Source organism: Anaerosporobacter faecicola, assembly GCF_012070565.1.
GTDB classification, from domain to species: domain Bacteria; phylum Bacillota; class Clostridia; order Lachnospirales; family Lachnospiraceae; genus Anaerosporobacter; species Anaerosporobacter faecicola.
In genome coordinates, this window is sequence record NZ_JAAQRO010000009.1 from 195,372 (window position 1) to 210,540 (window position 15,169).

Consider the following 15,169-nt stretch of genomic DNA (forward strand, 5'->3'; position numbering starts at 1 on the left):
AAGGAGTAAGTTGATAGATGGATAATTCAGTTATGATTAAAGGGAATCAATCAGGAATAATTGTTGTATTAGATCCTGCTCTTGATTTTACAGAATTAAAATCAAAAATAGCTGAGAAGTTCAAAGCGTCAGCAAAATTTCTTGGGAATGCTAGTGTTGCCGTTACATTTGAAGGAAGAGAATTGACAACAGAAGATGAAAGAGAGATTCTAGATATTATTGCAGAAAACTCTGAACTTAATATTATATGTGTAATTGATTTGAATGAAGAACGCGAGAAGATATTTAAACAATGTTTAAATGATAAGTTGATGGAACTGTCCAATAACACTGGACAATTTTATAAAGGTAACTTACGATCTGGACAAGTTTTGGAATTTGAAACAAGCATTATCATTATTGGTGATGTAAATGCTGGTGCTAAAGTGGTTTCAAAAGGGAATGTTATTATTTTGGGAGCACTGAAAGGCAACGTATTCGCAGGAGCATCTGGTAATCAGAACAGTTTTGTTGTTGCGCTTTCCATGGATCCTGTTCAGATTCGTATAGGAGATATTATTGCGAGATCTCCAGATGATAAGTCTAAGGAAGTTTCAAAAGAGGCGAAGATTGCATATGTAGAAGAAGGTAACATCTACATTGAATCAATTAGTAAGGATGTTCTTAATGACATTCGTTTGTAAGTTTTTGAATGTATCTATAATATGATGCAAGGTTCAAAAGGTCATTTCGCGTCTTGTTTGGATAAAAGGGAATGACGTGTGACTCTCTAAACATGAGCAAGTAGCGTATATGCTACTTGTGATCCTTACATCATAATATTTGTGTTATAGAAACATTTCATCATTAGGAATAACAAAAAGTTTGGAGGAAGATTTCATGGGTGAAGTAATAGTTATAACGTCAGGAAAAGGTGGCGTTGGTAAGACGACTACCACAGCTAACGTAGGTACAGGTTTAGCAAAATTGAATAAAAAGGTTGTATTGATTGATACAGATATAGGATTAAGAAATCTTGATGTTGTAATGGGACTTGAGAATCGTATCGTTTATAACTTAGTTGATGTTGTGGAAGGAAATTGTCGAATTAAACAAGCATTGATCAAAGACAAAAGATATCAAAATCTATATTTATTACCATCGGCACAAACAAGAGATAAGTCAGCGGTGAGTCCGGAACAGATGAAAAAGTTAGCAGATGAATTAAAAGAAGAGTTTGATTACATACTAATGGATTGTCCAGCAGGAATTGAACAAGGGTTTAAGAATGCAATAGCAGGAGCAGACCGCGCATTAGTAGTAACAACACCAGAAGTTTCGGCAGTTCGTGATGCAGACCGTATCATTGGTTTGTTGGAGGCTAATGAGATTAAACAAACACATCTAGTTGTGAATCGATTACGTATGGATATGGTAAAACGTGGCGATATGATGTCAAGTGATGATGTTGTTGAAATCTTAGCAGTTGACTTGATTGGAGTTGTTCCAGATGATGAAGGTATTGTAGTTTCTACAAACCAAGGAGAACCATTAGTAGGAAATGAATCCCTTGCAGGACAAGCTTTTATGAATATCTGTAAGAGAATTACTGGAGAAAGCATTCCTTTCTTAGATTTAAATGGTAAAGCGTCATTAATGCAACGTTTGGCAAGTATATTTAAAAAATAGAGGAGGAGAAAAGACCAATGGGTATTGCAGATTTATTTAAGAAAAAAGCATCTGGCAATGTAGCGAAAGATCGATTAAAACTTGTGCTGGTATCCGATCGTGCAAATTGTTCTCCTGAGATTATGGAACAGATGAAAAATGATATTATAAAAGTTATTTCAAAATATGTGGAAATTGATGAAGAAAAGTTAGATATTGAGATTACACAAACTGACTCTGAGGAAAATAACGGCAAAGTTCCTGCCTTGATCGCGAATATTCCTATAAAGGACCTGAAATCTCCACGAAAATAAGGATGATTATTAATGTTTGATTTTAAACAATATGACTTTAAGAGAATGAATTATTCATTAGTCGTACTAATTCTTATACTGGTAGGTATAGGAACCTATTTAATACAACTAGTAGAGCCATCAGACGGGAAAAAGCAGATTCTTGGACTTGTGCTTGGCTTTATGGCAATGTCTTTTGTTGCTGTAGTTGATTACCATTATGTATGTCGCTTTATATGGTTTATCTATTTAGCGAACATTATTCTATTAGTTATGGTGTTTATACCTGGTATAGGTAAGACACAGTTTGATACACAACGTTGGATTAACTTACGTGTTTTTGATTTACAACCTTCAGAAGTATGTAAGATCATGATGATTATTGTACTGGCACAATTTTTTACTGATCGTAAAGATAAGATGGATAAGATTTCAACCGTAATCTTATCAGCAATCATGGTTATTTTACCGGTATTGTTAATACTGAAACAACCTGATTTATCTTCTAGTATGGTTATGTTATTCGTTTATGTGATCATGATCTATGCTGCTGGACTAAGTTATAAAATTATCGTGCCAATTCTAGCGGTGGGTATACCAGGTTCTATTGCTTTATTCTGGTATATTCAACAACCTTATCAGAAATTACTTGGAGATTATCAACAAGGTAGAATCTTATCATTCAAGTTTCCAGAAAAATATCCAGATCTTGTATGGCAACAAGAGAACTCTGTTGAGTTAATTGGATCAGGTCGATTGTATGGAAAACTATTTTCTGGGCAATCATTAGAGTTAAAGAGTAAAAGTCTACCTGTATCAGAAAGCGATTTTATCTTTTCTGTAGTAGGAGAACAATTGGGCTTTATTGGTGGTTGCGTCATTATTGGTTTACTAGCAATTGTAATCTTTAAGTGTTTGTCTGTAGCAAGAACAGCAAAAGACCGTACTGGTATGTTGATTGCAACTGGTATATCAGCTATGCTTATGTTCCAAGTATTTGCTAACATTGGTGTATCAACTTTTATCTTACCTAATACAGGATTACCATTACCTTTTATCAGCTATGGATTAAGTTCATTGGTAAGTTATATGATTGGTATTGGATTTATATTAAATGTAAGTTTACAAAGAAAAAATATAAGGGGGTAAATGCATATGAATATTGGAATGATTGCACATGATGCAAAAAAGAAGTTAATGCAAAATTTTTGCATTGCCTATCGTGGTATACTAAGCAAGAACGAACTATATGCGACAGGAACAACAGGAAGATTGATTGAAGAAGTTACCAATCTTAATGTTCATAAATATCTTGCGGGACATCTTGGTGGAGAACAGCAATTAGGTGCACAAATTGAGCATAACCAGATTGATATAGTTATCTTCTTAAGAGACCCATTAACGCCAAAGTCACATGAACCGGATGTTAATAATGTGGTTCAATTATGTGATACACATAACATTCCATTAGCGACGAATCTAGCAACTGCCGAATTGCTGATCAAAGCTTTGGATCGAGGTGATCTGGAATGGAGAGAAGCGTTACGATGAGACTTAGTAGAAAAATAAGAGTAGTTGGTTCCCTGTTGGTGATGTTATCGCTGACAGGGTGTTCTTCGTCTACAGAAGCACTTATGAAATATAAGGATAGTAATACTAGTACAGTAGCATTATCTGTAAGAAACGATGAGATTGACGATTATGGAAATCTATTCAGTGAGAATTTATGTGTAATACCTTTGAAGTCAGATACAGATAATGATGGAAATCTTACTGCCGAAGCTACACTTTTAGTTAATAATACAGATAAGAAAGTCCTATATGCAAGTGATATATATGAAAAATTATACCCTGCAAGTATTACAAAAGTATTGACTGCTTTAGTGACAATTAAGAATGCTGATTTATCGGATACGGTAACAGTTAGTTATGAAGCTTCTCATATTACAGAAGTCGGGGCGAGTCTATGTGGACTTAATGAAGGAGACAAGATTGTACTTGCGGATTTGCTTAATATATTCTTGATTAGTTCAGGAAACGATGCTGGTATCGCGATTGCAGAACATGTTGCAGGTAGTGTTGACAAGTTTGCTGATATGATGAATGAACAGGCAAAAGATTTAGGAGCTACCCATTCCAACTTTGTGAATCCTCATGGATTACATGATGAAAATCATTATACGACTGCATATGATATATATCTAATCTTTCGAGAAGCATTAAAACTAGAAACCTTTGTAGATATTATAAGTACCAAATCATATGAAGTATCGTATCAAAATAGTAATGGAGATACGATCAAGAAAAATTATACAACAACAAACCTTTACCTAAAAGGAAATGAAGCAATGCCAGACGGAATCACTGTAATTGGTGGAAAGACTGGTACAACGAATAAAGCAGGATCATGTCTTGTTTTGTATTCGAAAGACAAATCAGAGAAGGAGTATATCTCTGTTATCCTAAAGTCAGACTCGAAATATAGTTTGTATTCACAAATGTCTTACTTATTAAAATTTATCTATAAATGATGAAAAGGTCATGATCACTTTTGTGCAAGCACAACGTGACATGACCTTTTGACCTTTGCATCATATAATAGTTGTAAATTCTTATGACCTACTTTATAATAAACTCATAGACTTATGGTAATGGAGCATATAATACAAGTAACGGTGGCAATGTTATTAATATTTGAGCATCACATAAGGAGGAAATTCTATGGTTCAGATTATTGTTGGTGAAAAAGGTAAAGGTAAGACGAAGGTAATCATTAACCAGGCAAATGAAAAGATCTTACGATCAGAGGGCTCCGTTGTATACATAGACAAGAGTAACAAACATATGTATGAGCTGAACAACAGACTTCGATTGATAAGTGTAAAAGATTACTTTGTAGAGAATTACAAGGAGTTCATTGGCTTTATCTGTGGTATTATATCACAGGATCATGACTTAGAATGTGTTTATGTTGATAGTTTTTTGAAAGTTGCTCATATTGATGAATCAGAAGTTGAAACCGTAATTGAAAAGCTGAAGATGATTTCGGAACATTTTCATATTGATTTTGTTTTGAGTATATCAATTGCTAGTAAAGATACACCATCAAGCTTAGTAAATGATGTTTTGGTGGCATTGTAGAACAGAACGAATGTGGAATAGGATATAATAACTTAACGTAAGTGATATGTTCTATGAATGTACGTATAAAAGAGCAGATTCTTAATTTTGAGAATCTGCTCTTTTCGTATGAGTACAATGGGGAGAGTAATTCGGATGGTATTTAATCGTTTCGAAGTCTTCCAAAGAAACTTAAGGCATAAAGACCACATATACCAATAACTGCGTAGATGATTCTTGATACCAAAGTCATATCTCCAAATATTACGCGTACAAGGTCAAATCCTAAAAAACCAATTAAACCCCAGTTAATCGCTCCTATTATTACTAGAATGAGTGCAATATAATCTATGGTTTTCATAATATACCTCCTTTATCATTCTAGAGTTAGTATATCTAATTTAAAAAGAATTATACATTTGTATAAAAACATTTACTAAAAAAATACAAACAAATCTAGATTAAACATTCGATATAAAAAATAATAACTTTTATAACGAATTACATGGATAACTTTTTCATCGAACTATACAATTTCATGAATATATGATACAATAGATATAATGATTTGATTGACAAATACCAACAATATAGGATAGCAGTGAATAATTTAGAATATTTATTCATTGAATTAGGGAAAAGAAGATATCTAGTAAATTTGGCTTATTAACCAAGAAATACATATCTTTTGAACCTTAGTATTGTATTATTAAATTAACAAATGTTATACATTGGAGCAAATATGTATTATAAATATTCAGATTATTTAAAAAATAGATACGGAACGAAAGTATATAAATTACCTGTGAATCTGCCAATTACATGTCCTAACCGTGAACATGGGACTGGATGTACATTCTGTGCGGATGTGGGAACTGGTTTTGAAGCACAAGAAGCGGAAATGACTGTGGTAAATCAGTTGTTGACCAATAAAGAACATATTGCTAAACGTTACCATGCTGAAAAATACATTGCTTATTTTCAGAATTATACGAATACGTATATGCCATTAAAACAATTTAAACAATATATGAGTGCAGCTGCAAAGTTTCCCGATGTTGTAGAATTATCGATTTCAACTCGACCTGATTGTATTGAAGAGTCCTATCTTCAGTATTTAAAGGAGATTTCAGAAGCGCATCAAATATCAATAACGATTGAATTAGGCTTACAGACGGTAAATTACCATACGTTACAGAAAATAAATCGAGGACATACTTTAGCTGAATACTTAGATGCTGTTCTAAGAATCGCAAAGTATGGTTTTTGTGTGTGCACACATATAATATTAAACCTTCCTCAGGATACGATGGAGGATGTAATAGAAACAGCAAAAGTTCTTTCTGTATTACCTGTTCAGATTGTTAAGTTACATTCCTTATATATCGCTAAAAATTCTGAGATGGCAAAAGAATATATGGCAGGAGAGATCACAATCTGTTCCAAAGAAGAATATATTACACGATTGCGTATGTTCTTGGAATATGTAAGACCGGATATGGTTATAGAACGACTGTTTTCAAGAATCCCAGAAGAAGATTCGGTATTTAGCAACTGGGGGACAAGTTGGTGGAAGTTGCGAGACGAATTTGAGGAAGAGATGCAACGAAATGAAAGCTACCAAGGAAAACAATTTCGATATATCAATGGGTCTGCACTAAAAAGAGGAGGTTACTTACATGAGTCGTAGAAGCAGGAAAGTGGCCAAGTATCGGAGACCAGTCAATATAAACATAGGAGTAATCATATTTTTTGTCTTATTTGTTTATATTGGCATTAATGTAATCTTGTATATGAAAAAAGATCATTTGGCAATCTATGAAGTAGTTGAGAAAACAATTGCCGATGATAATACTTGCCAAGGAATTATATTACGAGAAGAAGAAGTTGTGAAGACTACACAAGCTGGATATGTGAATTACTATATAAAAGATGGTGAAAAGGTTGGAAAAAACTCGGTTGTGTATTCCCTTGATCAGAATGGAAATATTGCAGAATCACTTGCGCAATCCAATGAATCTTTGCGCTTATCTGCAAAAGATATTGCTAGCATTCGTTCTGATATCAGTAATTTTAAAAATACGTATACAAGCAATGATTACACAAGCGTCTATGATTTTAAATTCAATCTGGAAAATCAGATCTTAGATTGTTTGAACAATTCAAATATGAAAAGCATTGAAGATTTATCTTCTTCAAAGAAGTCAGGAACAATTTTTGATATTGTAAAATCAAAAAAGAGCGGTATCGTAACATATTACGCAGATGGTATGGAAGATTTAAAGGAAGATGATGTGAATCTGGATACTTTTAATACCGAAGAATATGAGAAGAGGATGTTACGAAGCAATGATTTGGTAGAAAAGGATAGTCCGGTTTATAAGATCGTAACCAATGAAAAATGGACTTTGATTTTGAACATTTCAAAGGAGCAGTTTGAAAAATTAGCAGAAAAGACAGCCGTTAAGATTACCTTTAAAAAGGATGATCTGACAGTAACCGCACCAGTAACTTCCTACCAAAAAGGTGATGGCTATTTTGCAAAGCTAGAATTCAATTCATATATGCTTCGCTATGTAGAAGATCGATTTGTTACGGTTGAGTTATTATTAAATTCTGCAAGTGGATTAAAGATCCCTGTTTCTTCTATAATAGAAAAAGAATTTTATAAAGTACCAAGAGACTATTTTACAAATGGTGGTGATTCTAGTGAAATCGGCATCGTGAAGGAAACCTATACGGAAAAGGGAGAAAAGAAATTCACATTTATCCCTACGGAGATCTATTACCAAGATGATGATTTTGGTTATGTTGATACAGCAGTTGTGAGTGCAGGTGATGTGATCAGTAATGTTGATACGCAGGAAACTTATACCATATCAGAAATGGATAAGTTAGAAGGTGTCTATAATGTAAATAAAGGATACTGCGTATTCCGTCGTATAGAAAAAGTATATGAAAATCAGGAATATTGTATTGTTAAATCCGATACAACATTTGGATTATCCGAATATGATCATATTGTATTAGAGGCTTCTATGGCAGTTGAATCCAATATAATATACTAATAGAGTAGATGTGACGTTCAGCCACAGGAAAGGATGAAGTAAGAATGGTAAAAGAAAACTTAGCGTATGTGGAAGAACAGATTCAAAAAGCTTGCGACAAGGTGGGAAGAAAACGTGAAGAAGTTACCCTAATAGCTGTCAGTAAGACGAAACCAGTTGCGTTAATCGATGAAGCAATCGACTATGGAATACAAGAGTTTGGTGAGAATAAAGTACAAGAAATTATGGACAAATTTGATACCGTCAAGGCTCCTGTTCATTGGCATATGATTGGTCATCTGCAACGGAATAAAGTAAAATATATCGTAGATAAAGTTTGCTTGATCCATTCTGTTGACTCGTATCGGTTAGCAGAGATGATTGATCAGGAGGCTGAAAAAAAGGGTGTTATCAGTAATATACTTCTTGAAGTAAATATTGCGAAAGAAGATACGAAATTTGGTGCAATGGAAGAAGATGTTCCTGGTTTAGTGGAGCAAATTGCAAAACTTCCACATGTACGTATTAAAGGACTTATGACAATTGCTCCTTTTGTGGAAAATAGTGAGAAAAATAGGGTCCATTTTAGAAATTTGCGAAATTTATATGTTGACATCAAAAACAAAAACATTGATAATGTTGATATGAAGATTTTATCTATGGGAATGACAAATGATTATGAAATTGCAATTGAAGAAGGTGCAACAATGATTCGTGTTGGTACTGGAATCTTTGGTGAACGTAATTATACAATATAAAAAAGGAGATATGTTATGGCTAATATATTGAAAAATTTTCTTGGCTACTTAAAGTTAGGAGAAGATGATGATTATGATGATTACGTAAATGATTATGACGAAAAAGAAGAAGAACGAGAAGAAAAGAGAAGAAGCAGACGTGAAAGTTCTGAGGAACGGATGGATGCTAGACCAGAAAGAAGTTCTCGTCTTGAAAAGATGCCAACGCGTTCTTATATTAATAAGGATAAGGATGATGAAGAACTTCATATTCCAGTATCAGAAACAAGAAAAGAACGGACACAACGTCTTGAAAGAGAACGAGGAAGTGCAAACAAGGTTGTTCCAATTCGAACAACTGCTAAGGGACTTGAAGTATGTATTATGAAACCTACTTCATTTGAAGACTCACAGGATATATGTGATATGTTATTAACGGGACGAGCTGCAGTTGTTAATTTAGAGGGATTTGATCCTCTAGAAGCACAACGTATTATGGACTTTATCTCAGGTTGTGTGTATGCAATTAATGGAAAACTTCATCAGATCTCGAGATACATATTCATCTTTTCTCCAGATTCTGTTGATATTTCTGGAGATTATCTTGATCTGGTACCAAATGAAAGCTTCGGAGTTCCAACCATCAATAAAGAATTTTAAGGAGTTATATGAGTAATTTAATCGTTAATTCACTGTATGTATTTTTTATTGTATTAGAAATAATTCTCTTTATCTACTTTTTTACTAGTTGGTTTCCGGTACACACTAAGTTTAAAGAGTTCTTGATTGTGCTTTTAGAACCTATATTAGCACCAATTCGGTTTTTATTGAAACATTCTATTTTTAATACAAAAATGATTGATTTAGCTCCAATGATTGCCTTGGTTGTTATTTTGTTTTTTCAAAATATATTTTATTATTTAAAACTGTAAGCAGAGGTTATGGAATATGACGAAAGAAGAAGAATTGCTTTGTAAACGATTAAAAGATATGGCTTATCAAACCTATAATAAAGGCTTTCGTACGTATTCAGACTTTTTGAATTTGAATGAAATAAGCTTGTTATTAACAAGGAAAAAGGAAATGCCAGACGTAGAGATGGATCTATATGGTGGTTACGAGGATGCGGAGAGAAAGATGGTTTGCTTCTATCATGATACAGAACGTGAATCTTATGAGAGAACCTTTCCTATTTATTGTGTAAAGATTAGCCCACGAAGTGAGAAATTTTGTGATGATTTAAGTCATAGAGATTATCTAGGCGCATTACTTAATCTTGGCATAGAACGATATACAATTGGTGATATCATTATTAAGGATAAGTATGGTTATGTATTTTGCAATGAGACGATGAATTCCTATATCATACAAAATCTTACCCGTATAAAACACACCGACGTAAGATGTACACAAGAAGATGATGGTTTGATAAATATTACTCCACAATTTAAAGAAATCCGTGGTACCGTTGCTTCCATCCGATTAGATGCAATTTTGTCATTAGCATTTAATGGATCAAGAAGTAGTTTGAGTAGTTTAATTACAGCTGGAAAAGTGTTTATCAATAGTCGTTTGGTTGAATCCGTTAGTCACAATCTTAAAGAAGGTGATGTAGTATCCGTTCGAGGATATGGTAAATTCATCTACCAAGAACAACAAAATCAGACAAAAAAAGGACGATATTTTGTCGTATTAAAGAAATACTGCTAGGAGGCATACAAATGTTAACACCAATTGAATTACAAAGTAAAAGTTTTAAGTCCGGTATCGGTTATGATCGTAAAGATGTGGATGCATTTATGCGGGAAGTACTAAACGGATATGAAAAATTATATAAAGAAAATGTAGAATTAAAAGATAAGATCGGTGTTTTGAATGAAGGTATACAATACTATAAAACAATAGAAAAGACCCTTCAAAAAGCATTAGTTTTGGCTGAACAAACAGCAGAAGAAACGAAGCAAGCGGCTCTTAAGAATGCGAAAGCAATTGAAAAAGAAGCGCAGGGAAAAGCAAATCTGATTATTGCAGATGCGAAGCGTGAACTTGCACATGTTAACCAAATGATTACTGGTTTAACCCAACAGTATGAAAGTTATAAAGTTCAATATAAACAGTTAGCTGCTGCGCAGATTGAACTATTACAATCACCAACATTTGAATTAACCTTAATGAATGGTGAAACATTAAAAACAAGTTATACCAATCCGGTAGATCTTAATTTAGCTTCTGAATTCTATCCAAAAGAGAATCCTATAAAAGCCCACAACGAAGTAGCGAGAAACAGCGAAGAAAAGACTGACATAGCAAAATCTACAATGCAATCTGAAGCTGAAAAGTCTCTTGTAGAACATACTCTTGCAGAACAAAAAGAAACATCTGATAAAGTAGAAAAAGCAGGAGAACTCTTTACACAAGAAGAACTAGAAACATTTGCAAAGATATCCAGATATGTGAATACAGAGAATATGGAAGAACTAAAAGCTGATTTTGGTGTAGATCAAGGTGTGATTATGCCATCTTTGAATGAAACAACGGATAAGCAAAGTGATGCGATAGTAGAGACTACAGAACAACTGAACATAGATCAGAGGAATATGGACCAGACTAGTAAAGATCAGTCAGCTATAGAGCAGACAACTACCGATTCTGCCTTCACTTTTGTTGAAGAAGGGGTATCTACTGAACCAATTATTGATAAGTCAATGGAAAAGAAGAGTCCAACATTAGAATCTGAGTTTGAATTTATAGATTTTGAAGTAAATCTTGATTAATAGAGTGATTTTCTTACTTGGGAGTACAACGATAGGGAAGAGACCGGCGATAAGGGGGATATGATGCAGAATATATTACAAGTAAATTATGAAGATACATGGTGTTACGATATTATCTTTCATGAGTCTTACGATACCTTGGGAGATGAAATAAAAAAACTTAATTTGTCAAATCGAAAGGTATGTATTGTAAGTGATTCGAATACAATGAGATACCAACAGGAAGTACGGGAACAAATCCAAGGTTTCGTAGGGTCAGTGGAGACATTTGTTTTCCCTGCGGGAGAAGAAAATAAAACGTTGGATACGGTAAGACGTTTATATGAACACTTAATCTTAAAAAAATTTGATCGTAATGATATCTTATTTGCCCTTGGAGGCGGTGTTGTAGGTGATCTGGTCGGTTACACTGCAGCTACTTACCTACGTGGTATTCGGTTTATTCAATTACCAACTACTTTACTTTCAATGGTTGATAGCAGTATTGGTGGAAAAACAGGTGTTGATTTTGATGCGTATAAGAATATGGTTGGAGCATTTCACCAACCAAAGTGTGTCTATATGAACCTTTCAACATTGAAAACTTTACCACCAGAACAATTTGCGTCAGGTATGGGTGAAGTTTTAAAGTATGGATATATACAAGATGCTGCATATTATCATTGGCTGATTGAACATCATGACAAAATCATGTCACATGACTATGAAACGATGAAAGAAATGGTGTATCATAGCTGTTATTGCAAAAAAATGGTTGTTGAACGGGATCCTTTGGAAAAGGGAGAACGTGCGCTTCTTAATTTTGGTCATACCTTAGGCCATGCAATTGAAAAGAAGATGAATTTCCAGCTGTTTCATGGACAATGTGTAGCAATTGGTATGATTGCAGCTGCGTATATGTCTGCTAAACGTGGATATATTACAGAACATGAGTTAGAGGAAGCGATATCTGTAATTAACTCGTTCTCTTTAAAAGTAGGCGTGGATACAATTGATTCGAAAGAAGTAGTGGAAGCAACGAAAAATGATAAAAAGATGGAAGCTGGTAAGATCAAGTTTATCTTGTTGCAACAGATTGGTAAAGCCATAATTAAACAAGACGTCACAGATGAAGAGATGCTTGCAGCTGTAGAATATATTAAAAAGCTTGCCTAATTAGGGGGCAAGCTTTTTTTGGAGGAATTTGTAGAATGAAGAAGAAAATGACAGGTTTAATCTGGGTTATCTTACTAGTAATTATCGATCAAATCACGAAGATTGTATCAAAAGCAAATTTAGAAGGAACCGATGGGTTTGATGTAATAAAAAAAGTATTTAAGTTTGTCTATCATGAAAACAGAGGGATGGCATTCGGAATGTTACAGAACAAAATCTGGTTGTTTGTAATATTTACTGTAATCGTTGTTATTGCACTTACGTATGTGTATTTCAAGTTACCAGAAGAAAAACGGTATCTTCCTATACAGTGGATTCTAATCTTTTTGGTAGCTGGTGCGCTAGGAAATTGTATTGACCGTGTGGTTAGAGGCTATGTGGTTGATTTCTTGTATTTTGAATTAATTGATTTCCCTGTCTTTAATGTGGCAGACTGTTATGTTACGGTTTCCTGTTTTGTTTTGGTCTTACTGTTCCTATTCTATTACAAAGATGAGGATTTGGAATTCTTATCAAAAGACAAGAAGGTTCAAAAAGAAAGTTAGGCTGTAAGAGAGGAATCTATCGCATTGAGTAAAGAAAATATAAAAGAAAATATAAAAGTAAATATTAAAGACAATATAGAAGAAATTAATAGTAATAAGAATGTTGATAAGTCTGTTCAAGAAATTTTATCTGAAGATCTGGAGAATCAATTAGATGAGGAAGACTTGATTGATCTTGAGTATGCTAGAGAAAATCAGGAAAATAATTTGATACAAGATACCTCCAGTACTATTACTTTTACAGTTGATGAGGCAACAAAAGGGATAAGAATTGATAAGTATCTGGCACAAGCATGTGAAGAAAAAGATATAACCATATCTCGTTCATATCTTCAAACATTAATCAAAGAGCAAGCAGTTTGGGTGAATGGAAAAGTTGTAAAAGCAAATTACAAAGTCTGTGTAAAGGATCAAGTAGTTTGTACTATACCTCAACCTAAGAAATTAGAGATTGAACCAGAAGATATTCCTCTTGATATTCTCTATGAAGATAATGATATTATTGTAATCAATAAGGGAAAAGGCATGGTTGTACATCCTGCTGCCGGTCATTATTCTGGTACAATTGTTAATGCATTGCTTTATCATTGCAGAGATAACCTGTCTGGAATAAATGGAGTGTTACGTCCTGGAATTGTACATCGTATCGATATGAATACGACAGGTGTTATTGTTGTATGTAAGAATGACAAAGCGCATACTTTTATTGCGGAACAATTAAAAGTTCATTCCATTACACGAAAATATGAAGCAATTGTATATAATACCTTTTCAACAATGGAGGGAATGGTAGAAGGTCCAATTGGCAGACACCCAATAGATCGAAAGAAAATGTGCATTAATCACAAAAATGGAAAAGACGCAATAACGCACTATAGAGTTATTGAAAATCTAGGGAAGGGATTTGCCCATGTGGAATGCCAGTTAGAAACAGGACGTACCCATCAGATTCGTGTTCATATGGCAAGTATATCGCACCCGCTATTAGGTGATGATGTATATGGACCAGCAAAATCAAAATACAAATTGCAAGGACAAGCTTTGCATGCCAGAGTCCTTGGTTTTATTCATCCGACCACTAAGGCGTATGTAGAATTTGAAGCACCCCTTCCAGATTATTTTGTTGAACTATTAGAAAAATTGAAGTAATATACTAGCACATCCTAGACGATTCTTAGAAATTTGACAAATACTATCTATTCATGTAGAATATGGTTATTAGTAAAGCTCTTATAGGTCTGACTTGTGTGCTATAGTTGAAAGGATAAATCCGTATCCGTTTTCTTATGAATACAGACCGAAAGGAGCTAGTATTCAGAGAAAGTATGGGGATATGTGTGATGAAAGAGATACGTCTGCATGAAGGTGAATTAAATATCATGGAATTACTATGGTCGAATAAATCACTAGCTGCAAAGGATATTGCGAAGATCATTAAAGAGTATATCGGTTGGGAGAAGAATACCACCTATACGGTGATCAAACGTTTGATCGATAAAGGAGCGTTGATTCGTGAGGATCCAGGATTTCTATGCAAAGCTGCTATTTCAAAACGAAGTGTACAGAATATAGAAACGAAAGCTTTGATTAATCAACTATATAGTGGTTCGTTAAGCAAATTTATCGTAGATTATCTTAAAGAACAAGAGCTGTCAAAAGCTGAAATTATGGAATTAGAACGCATCATTAGTGAACAGAAGTTTTGATTGAAAAAGGAGGGTCAAAAAGATATTATATATCTTTTTGACCCTCCTTCATTTTATTAATAATTATTTATATTTTAACAATTTTTATTTAATATTTGGTTTGTATGATAGATACATAAACAAGTTGAAGAACAAGAAACTGTAT

19 protein-coding genes are annotated in these 15,169 nt (G+C 33.8%); 18 read left to right on the forward strand and 1 reads right to left on the reverse strand.

The window, feature by feature from the left end; genetic code table 11:
- The first annotated feature begins 17 nt into the window (after nt 1-17).
- The 7 genes from HBB17_RS05625 (at nt 18) to HBB17_RS05655 (ending at nt 5,081) form a co-directional block, all read left to right on the forward strand.
- On the forward strand, nt 18-683 hold the full coding sequence (locus HBB17_RS05625) for a septum site-determining protein MinC (protein WP_167956492.1): 666 nt from the start codon (nt 18-20) through the stop codon (nt 681-683).
- 196 nt (nt 684-879) lie between these two features.
- Entirely contained in the window at nt 880-1,668 is a 789-nt protein-coding gene (gene minD, locus HBB17_RS05630; protein WP_167956493.1) for a septum site-determining protein MinD, read from the forward strand.
- Nucleotides 1,669-1,685: 17 nt separating this feature from the next.
- Nucleotides 1,686-1,961, forward strand: a complete 276-nt coding sequence (gene minE, locus HBB17_RS05635) for a cell division topological specificity factor MinE (RefSeq protein WP_167956494.1) — start codon at nt 1,686-1,688, stop codon at nt 1,959-1,961.
- Between the two features lie 12 nt (nt 1,962-1,973).
- Nucleotides 1,974-3,089, forward strand: coding sequence for an FtsW/RodA/SpoVE family cell cycle protein (locus HBB17_RS05640; RefSeq protein WP_167956495.1), 1,116 nt, complete (start codon nt 1,974-1,976; stop codon nt 3,087-3,089).
- A gap of 6 nt (nt 3,090-3,095) precedes the next feature.
- Complete coding sequence (locus tag HBB17_RS05645) at nt 3,096-3,491, forward strand: methylglyoxal synthase (protein WP_167956496.1); 396 nt, start codon at nt 3,096-3,098, stop codon at nt 3,489-3,491.
- The gene (locus HBB17_RS05650) at nt 3,470-4,471 is read left to right on the forward strand and encodes a D-alanyl-D-alanine carboxypeptidase family protein (RefSeq protein ID WP_238483680.1); all 1,002 of its coding nucleotides are present in this window, start codon (nt 3,470-3,472) and stop codon (nt 4,469-4,471) included. Before HBB17_RS05645 ends, HBB17_RS05650 begins: the two co-directional genes overlap by 22 nt.
- A gap of 190 nt (nt 4,472-4,661) precedes the next feature.
- Nucleotides 4,662-5,081, forward strand: a complete 420-nt coding sequence (locus tag HBB17_RS05655) for a twitching motility protein PilT (RefSeq protein WP_167956497.1) — start codon at nt 4,662-4,664, stop codon at nt 5,079-5,081.
- Between the two features lie 142 nt (nt 5,082-5,223).
- Here HBB17_RS05655 and HBB17_RS05660 read toward each other — a convergent pair whose 3' ends face one another.
- Nucleotides 5,224-5,421, reverse strand: coding sequence for a DUF378 domain-containing protein (locus tag HBB17_RS05660; protein ID WP_167956498.1), 198 nt, complete (start codon nt 5,419-5,421; stop codon nt 5,224-5,226).
- 381 nt (nt 5,422-5,802) lie between these two features.
- On the opposite strand from HBB17_RS05660, the gene HBB17_RS05665 reads away from it, so the two are divergent.
- The 11 genes from HBB17_RS05665 (at nt 5,803) to HBB17_RS05715 (ending at nt 15,024) form a co-directional block, all read left to right on the forward strand.
- Nucleotides 5,803-6,750: a TIGR01212 family radical SAM protein gene (locus HBB17_RS05665; protein WP_167956499.1), complete on the forward strand. Its 948-nt coding sequence runs from the start codon at nt 5,803-5,805 to the stop codon at nt 6,748-6,750.
- A complete protein-coding gene (locus HBB17_RS05670; protein ID WP_167956500.1) occupies nt 6,740-8,128 on the forward strand; it encodes an HlyD family efflux transporter periplasmic adaptor subunit in 1,389 nt (462 codons plus the stop codon). Before HBB17_RS05665 ends, HBB17_RS05670 begins: the two co-directional genes overlap by 11 nt.
- A 44-nt stretch (nt 8,129-8,172) precedes the next feature.
- Nucleotides 8,173-8,865, forward strand: coding sequence for a YggS family pyridoxal phosphate-dependent enzyme (locus HBB17_RS05675; protein WP_167956501.1), 693 nt, complete (start codon nt 8,173-8,175; stop codon nt 8,863-8,865).
- A gap of 15 nt (nt 8,866-8,880) precedes the next feature.
- A complete protein-coding gene (locus tag HBB17_RS05680) occupies nt 8,881-9,504 on the forward strand; it encodes a cell division protein SepF (RefSeq protein WP_167956502.1) in 624 nt (207 codons plus the stop codon).
- Between the two features lie 8 nt (nt 9,505-9,512).
- Nucleotides 9,513-9,776, forward strand: a complete 264-nt coding sequence (locus HBB17_RS05685; RefSeq protein ID WP_167956503.1) for a YggT family protein — start codon at nt 9,513-9,515, stop codon at nt 9,774-9,776.
- A 16-nt stretch (nt 9,777-9,792) separates the two neighbouring features.
- Nucleotides 9,793-10,554 carry a YlmH family RNA-binding protein gene (locus HBB17_RS05690; RefSeq protein WP_167956504.1) on the forward strand — a complete coding sequence of 254 codons (762 nt, stop codon included), beginning with the start codon at nt 9,793-9,795 and terminating at the stop codon, nt 10,552-10,554.
- A gap of 11 nt (nt 10,555-10,565) precedes the next feature.
- Complete coding sequence (locus HBB17_RS05695) at nt 10,566-11,618, forward strand: DivIVA domain-containing protein (protein ID WP_167956505.1); 1,053 nt, start codon at nt 10,566-10,568, stop codon at nt 11,616-11,618.
- Nucleotides 11,619-11,681: 63 nt separating this feature from the next.
- A complete protein-coding gene (aroB, locus tag HBB17_RS05700) occupies nt 11,682-12,773 on the forward strand; it encodes a 3-dehydroquinate synthase (protein WP_167956644.1) in 1,092 nt (363 codons plus the stop codon).
- 35 nt (nt 12,774-12,808) lie between these two features.
- On the forward strand, nt 12,809-13,318 hold the full coding sequence (gene lspA, locus HBB17_RS05705; RefSeq protein WP_167956506.1) for a signal peptidase II: 510 nt from the start codon (nt 12,809-12,811) through the stop codon (nt 13,316-13,318).
- 231 nt (nt 13,319-13,549) lie between these two features.
- The gene (locus HBB17_RS05710) at nt 13,550-14,467 is read left to right on the forward strand and encodes an RluA family pseudouridine synthase (RefSeq protein WP_207717326.1); all 918 of its coding nucleotides are present in this window, start codon (nt 13,550-13,552) and stop codon (nt 14,465-14,467) included.
- A gap of 137 nt (nt 14,468-14,604) precedes the next feature.
- Entirely contained in the window at nt 14,605-15,024 is a 420-nt protein-coding gene (locus HBB17_RS05715; RefSeq protein WP_238483682.1) for a BlaI/MecI/CopY family transcriptional regulator, read from the forward strand.
- The last annotated feature ends 145 nt before the right edge of the window (nt 15,025-15,169 follow it).

Excerpts from the sequence above, each read along its gene's own strand:
- HBB17_RS05625 (WP_167956492.1), top strand. The coding sequence starts at position 18 with ATGGATAATTCAGTTATGATTAAAGGGAATCAATCAGGAATAATTGTT.
- minD (WP_167956493.1), top strand. The coding sequence starts at position 880 with ATGGGTGAAGTAATAGTTATAACGTCAGGAAAAGGTGGCGTTGGTAAG.
- minE (WP_167956494.1), top strand. The coding sequence starts at position 1,686 with ATGGGTATTGCAGATTTATTTAAGAAAAAAGCATCTGGCAATGTAGCG.
- HBB17_RS05640 (WP_167956495.1), top strand. The coding sequence starts at position 1,974 with ATGTTTGATTTTAAACAATATGACTTTAAGAGAATGAATTATTCATTA.
- HBB17_RS05645 (WP_167956496.1), top strand. The coding sequence starts at position 3,096 with ATGAATATTGGAATGATTGCACATGATGCAAAAAAGAAGTTAATGCAA.
- HBB17_RS05650 (WP_238483680.1), top strand. The coding sequence starts at position 3,470 with ATGGAGAGAAGCGTTACGATGAGACTTAGTAGAAAAATAAGAGTAGTT.
- HBB17_RS05655 (WP_167956497.1), top strand. The coding sequence starts at position 4,662 with ATGGTTCAGATTATTGTTGGTGAAAAAGGTAAAGGTAAGACGAAGGTA.
- HBB17_RS05660 (WP_167956498.1), bottom strand. The coding sequence starts at position 5,421 with ATGAAAACCATAGATTATATTGCACTCATTCTAGTAATAATAGGAGCG.
- HBB17_RS05665 (WP_167956499.1), top strand. The coding sequence starts at position 5,803 with ATGTATTATAAATATTCAGATTATTTAAAAAATAGATACGGAACGAAA.
- HBB17_RS05670 (WP_167956500.1), top strand. The coding sequence starts at position 6,740 with ATGAGTCGTAGAAGCAGGAAAGTGGCCAAGTATCGGAGACCAGTCAAT.
- HBB17_RS05675 (WP_167956501.1), top strand. The coding sequence starts at position 8,173 with ATGGTAAAAGAAAACTTAGCGTATGTGGAAGAACAGATTCAAAAAGCT.
- HBB17_RS05680 (WP_167956502.1), top strand. The coding sequence starts at position 8,881 with ATGGCTAATATATTGAAAAATTTTCTTGGCTACTTAAAGTTAGGAGAA.
- HBB17_RS05685 (WP_167956503.1), top strand. The coding sequence starts at position 9,513 with ATGAGTAATTTAATCGTTAATTCACTGTATGTATTTTTTATTGTATTA.
- HBB17_RS05690 (WP_167956504.1), top strand. The coding sequence starts at position 9,793 with ATGACGAAAGAAGAAGAATTGCTTTGTAAACGATTAAAAGATATGGCT.
- HBB17_RS05695 (WP_167956505.1), top strand. The coding sequence starts at position 10,566 with ATGTTAACACCAATTGAATTACAAAGTAAAAGTTTTAAGTCCGGTATC.
- aroB (WP_167956644.1), top strand. The coding sequence starts at position 11,682 with ATGCAGAATATATTACAAGTAAATTATGAAGATACATGGTGTTACGAT.
- lspA (WP_167956506.1), top strand. The coding sequence starts at position 12,809 with ATGAAGAAGAAAATGACAGGTTTAATCTGGGTTATCTTACTAGTAATT.
- HBB17_RS05715 (WP_238483682.1), top strand. The coding sequence starts at position 14,605 with ATGAATACAGACCGAAAGGAGCTAGTATTCAGAGAAAGTATGGGGATA.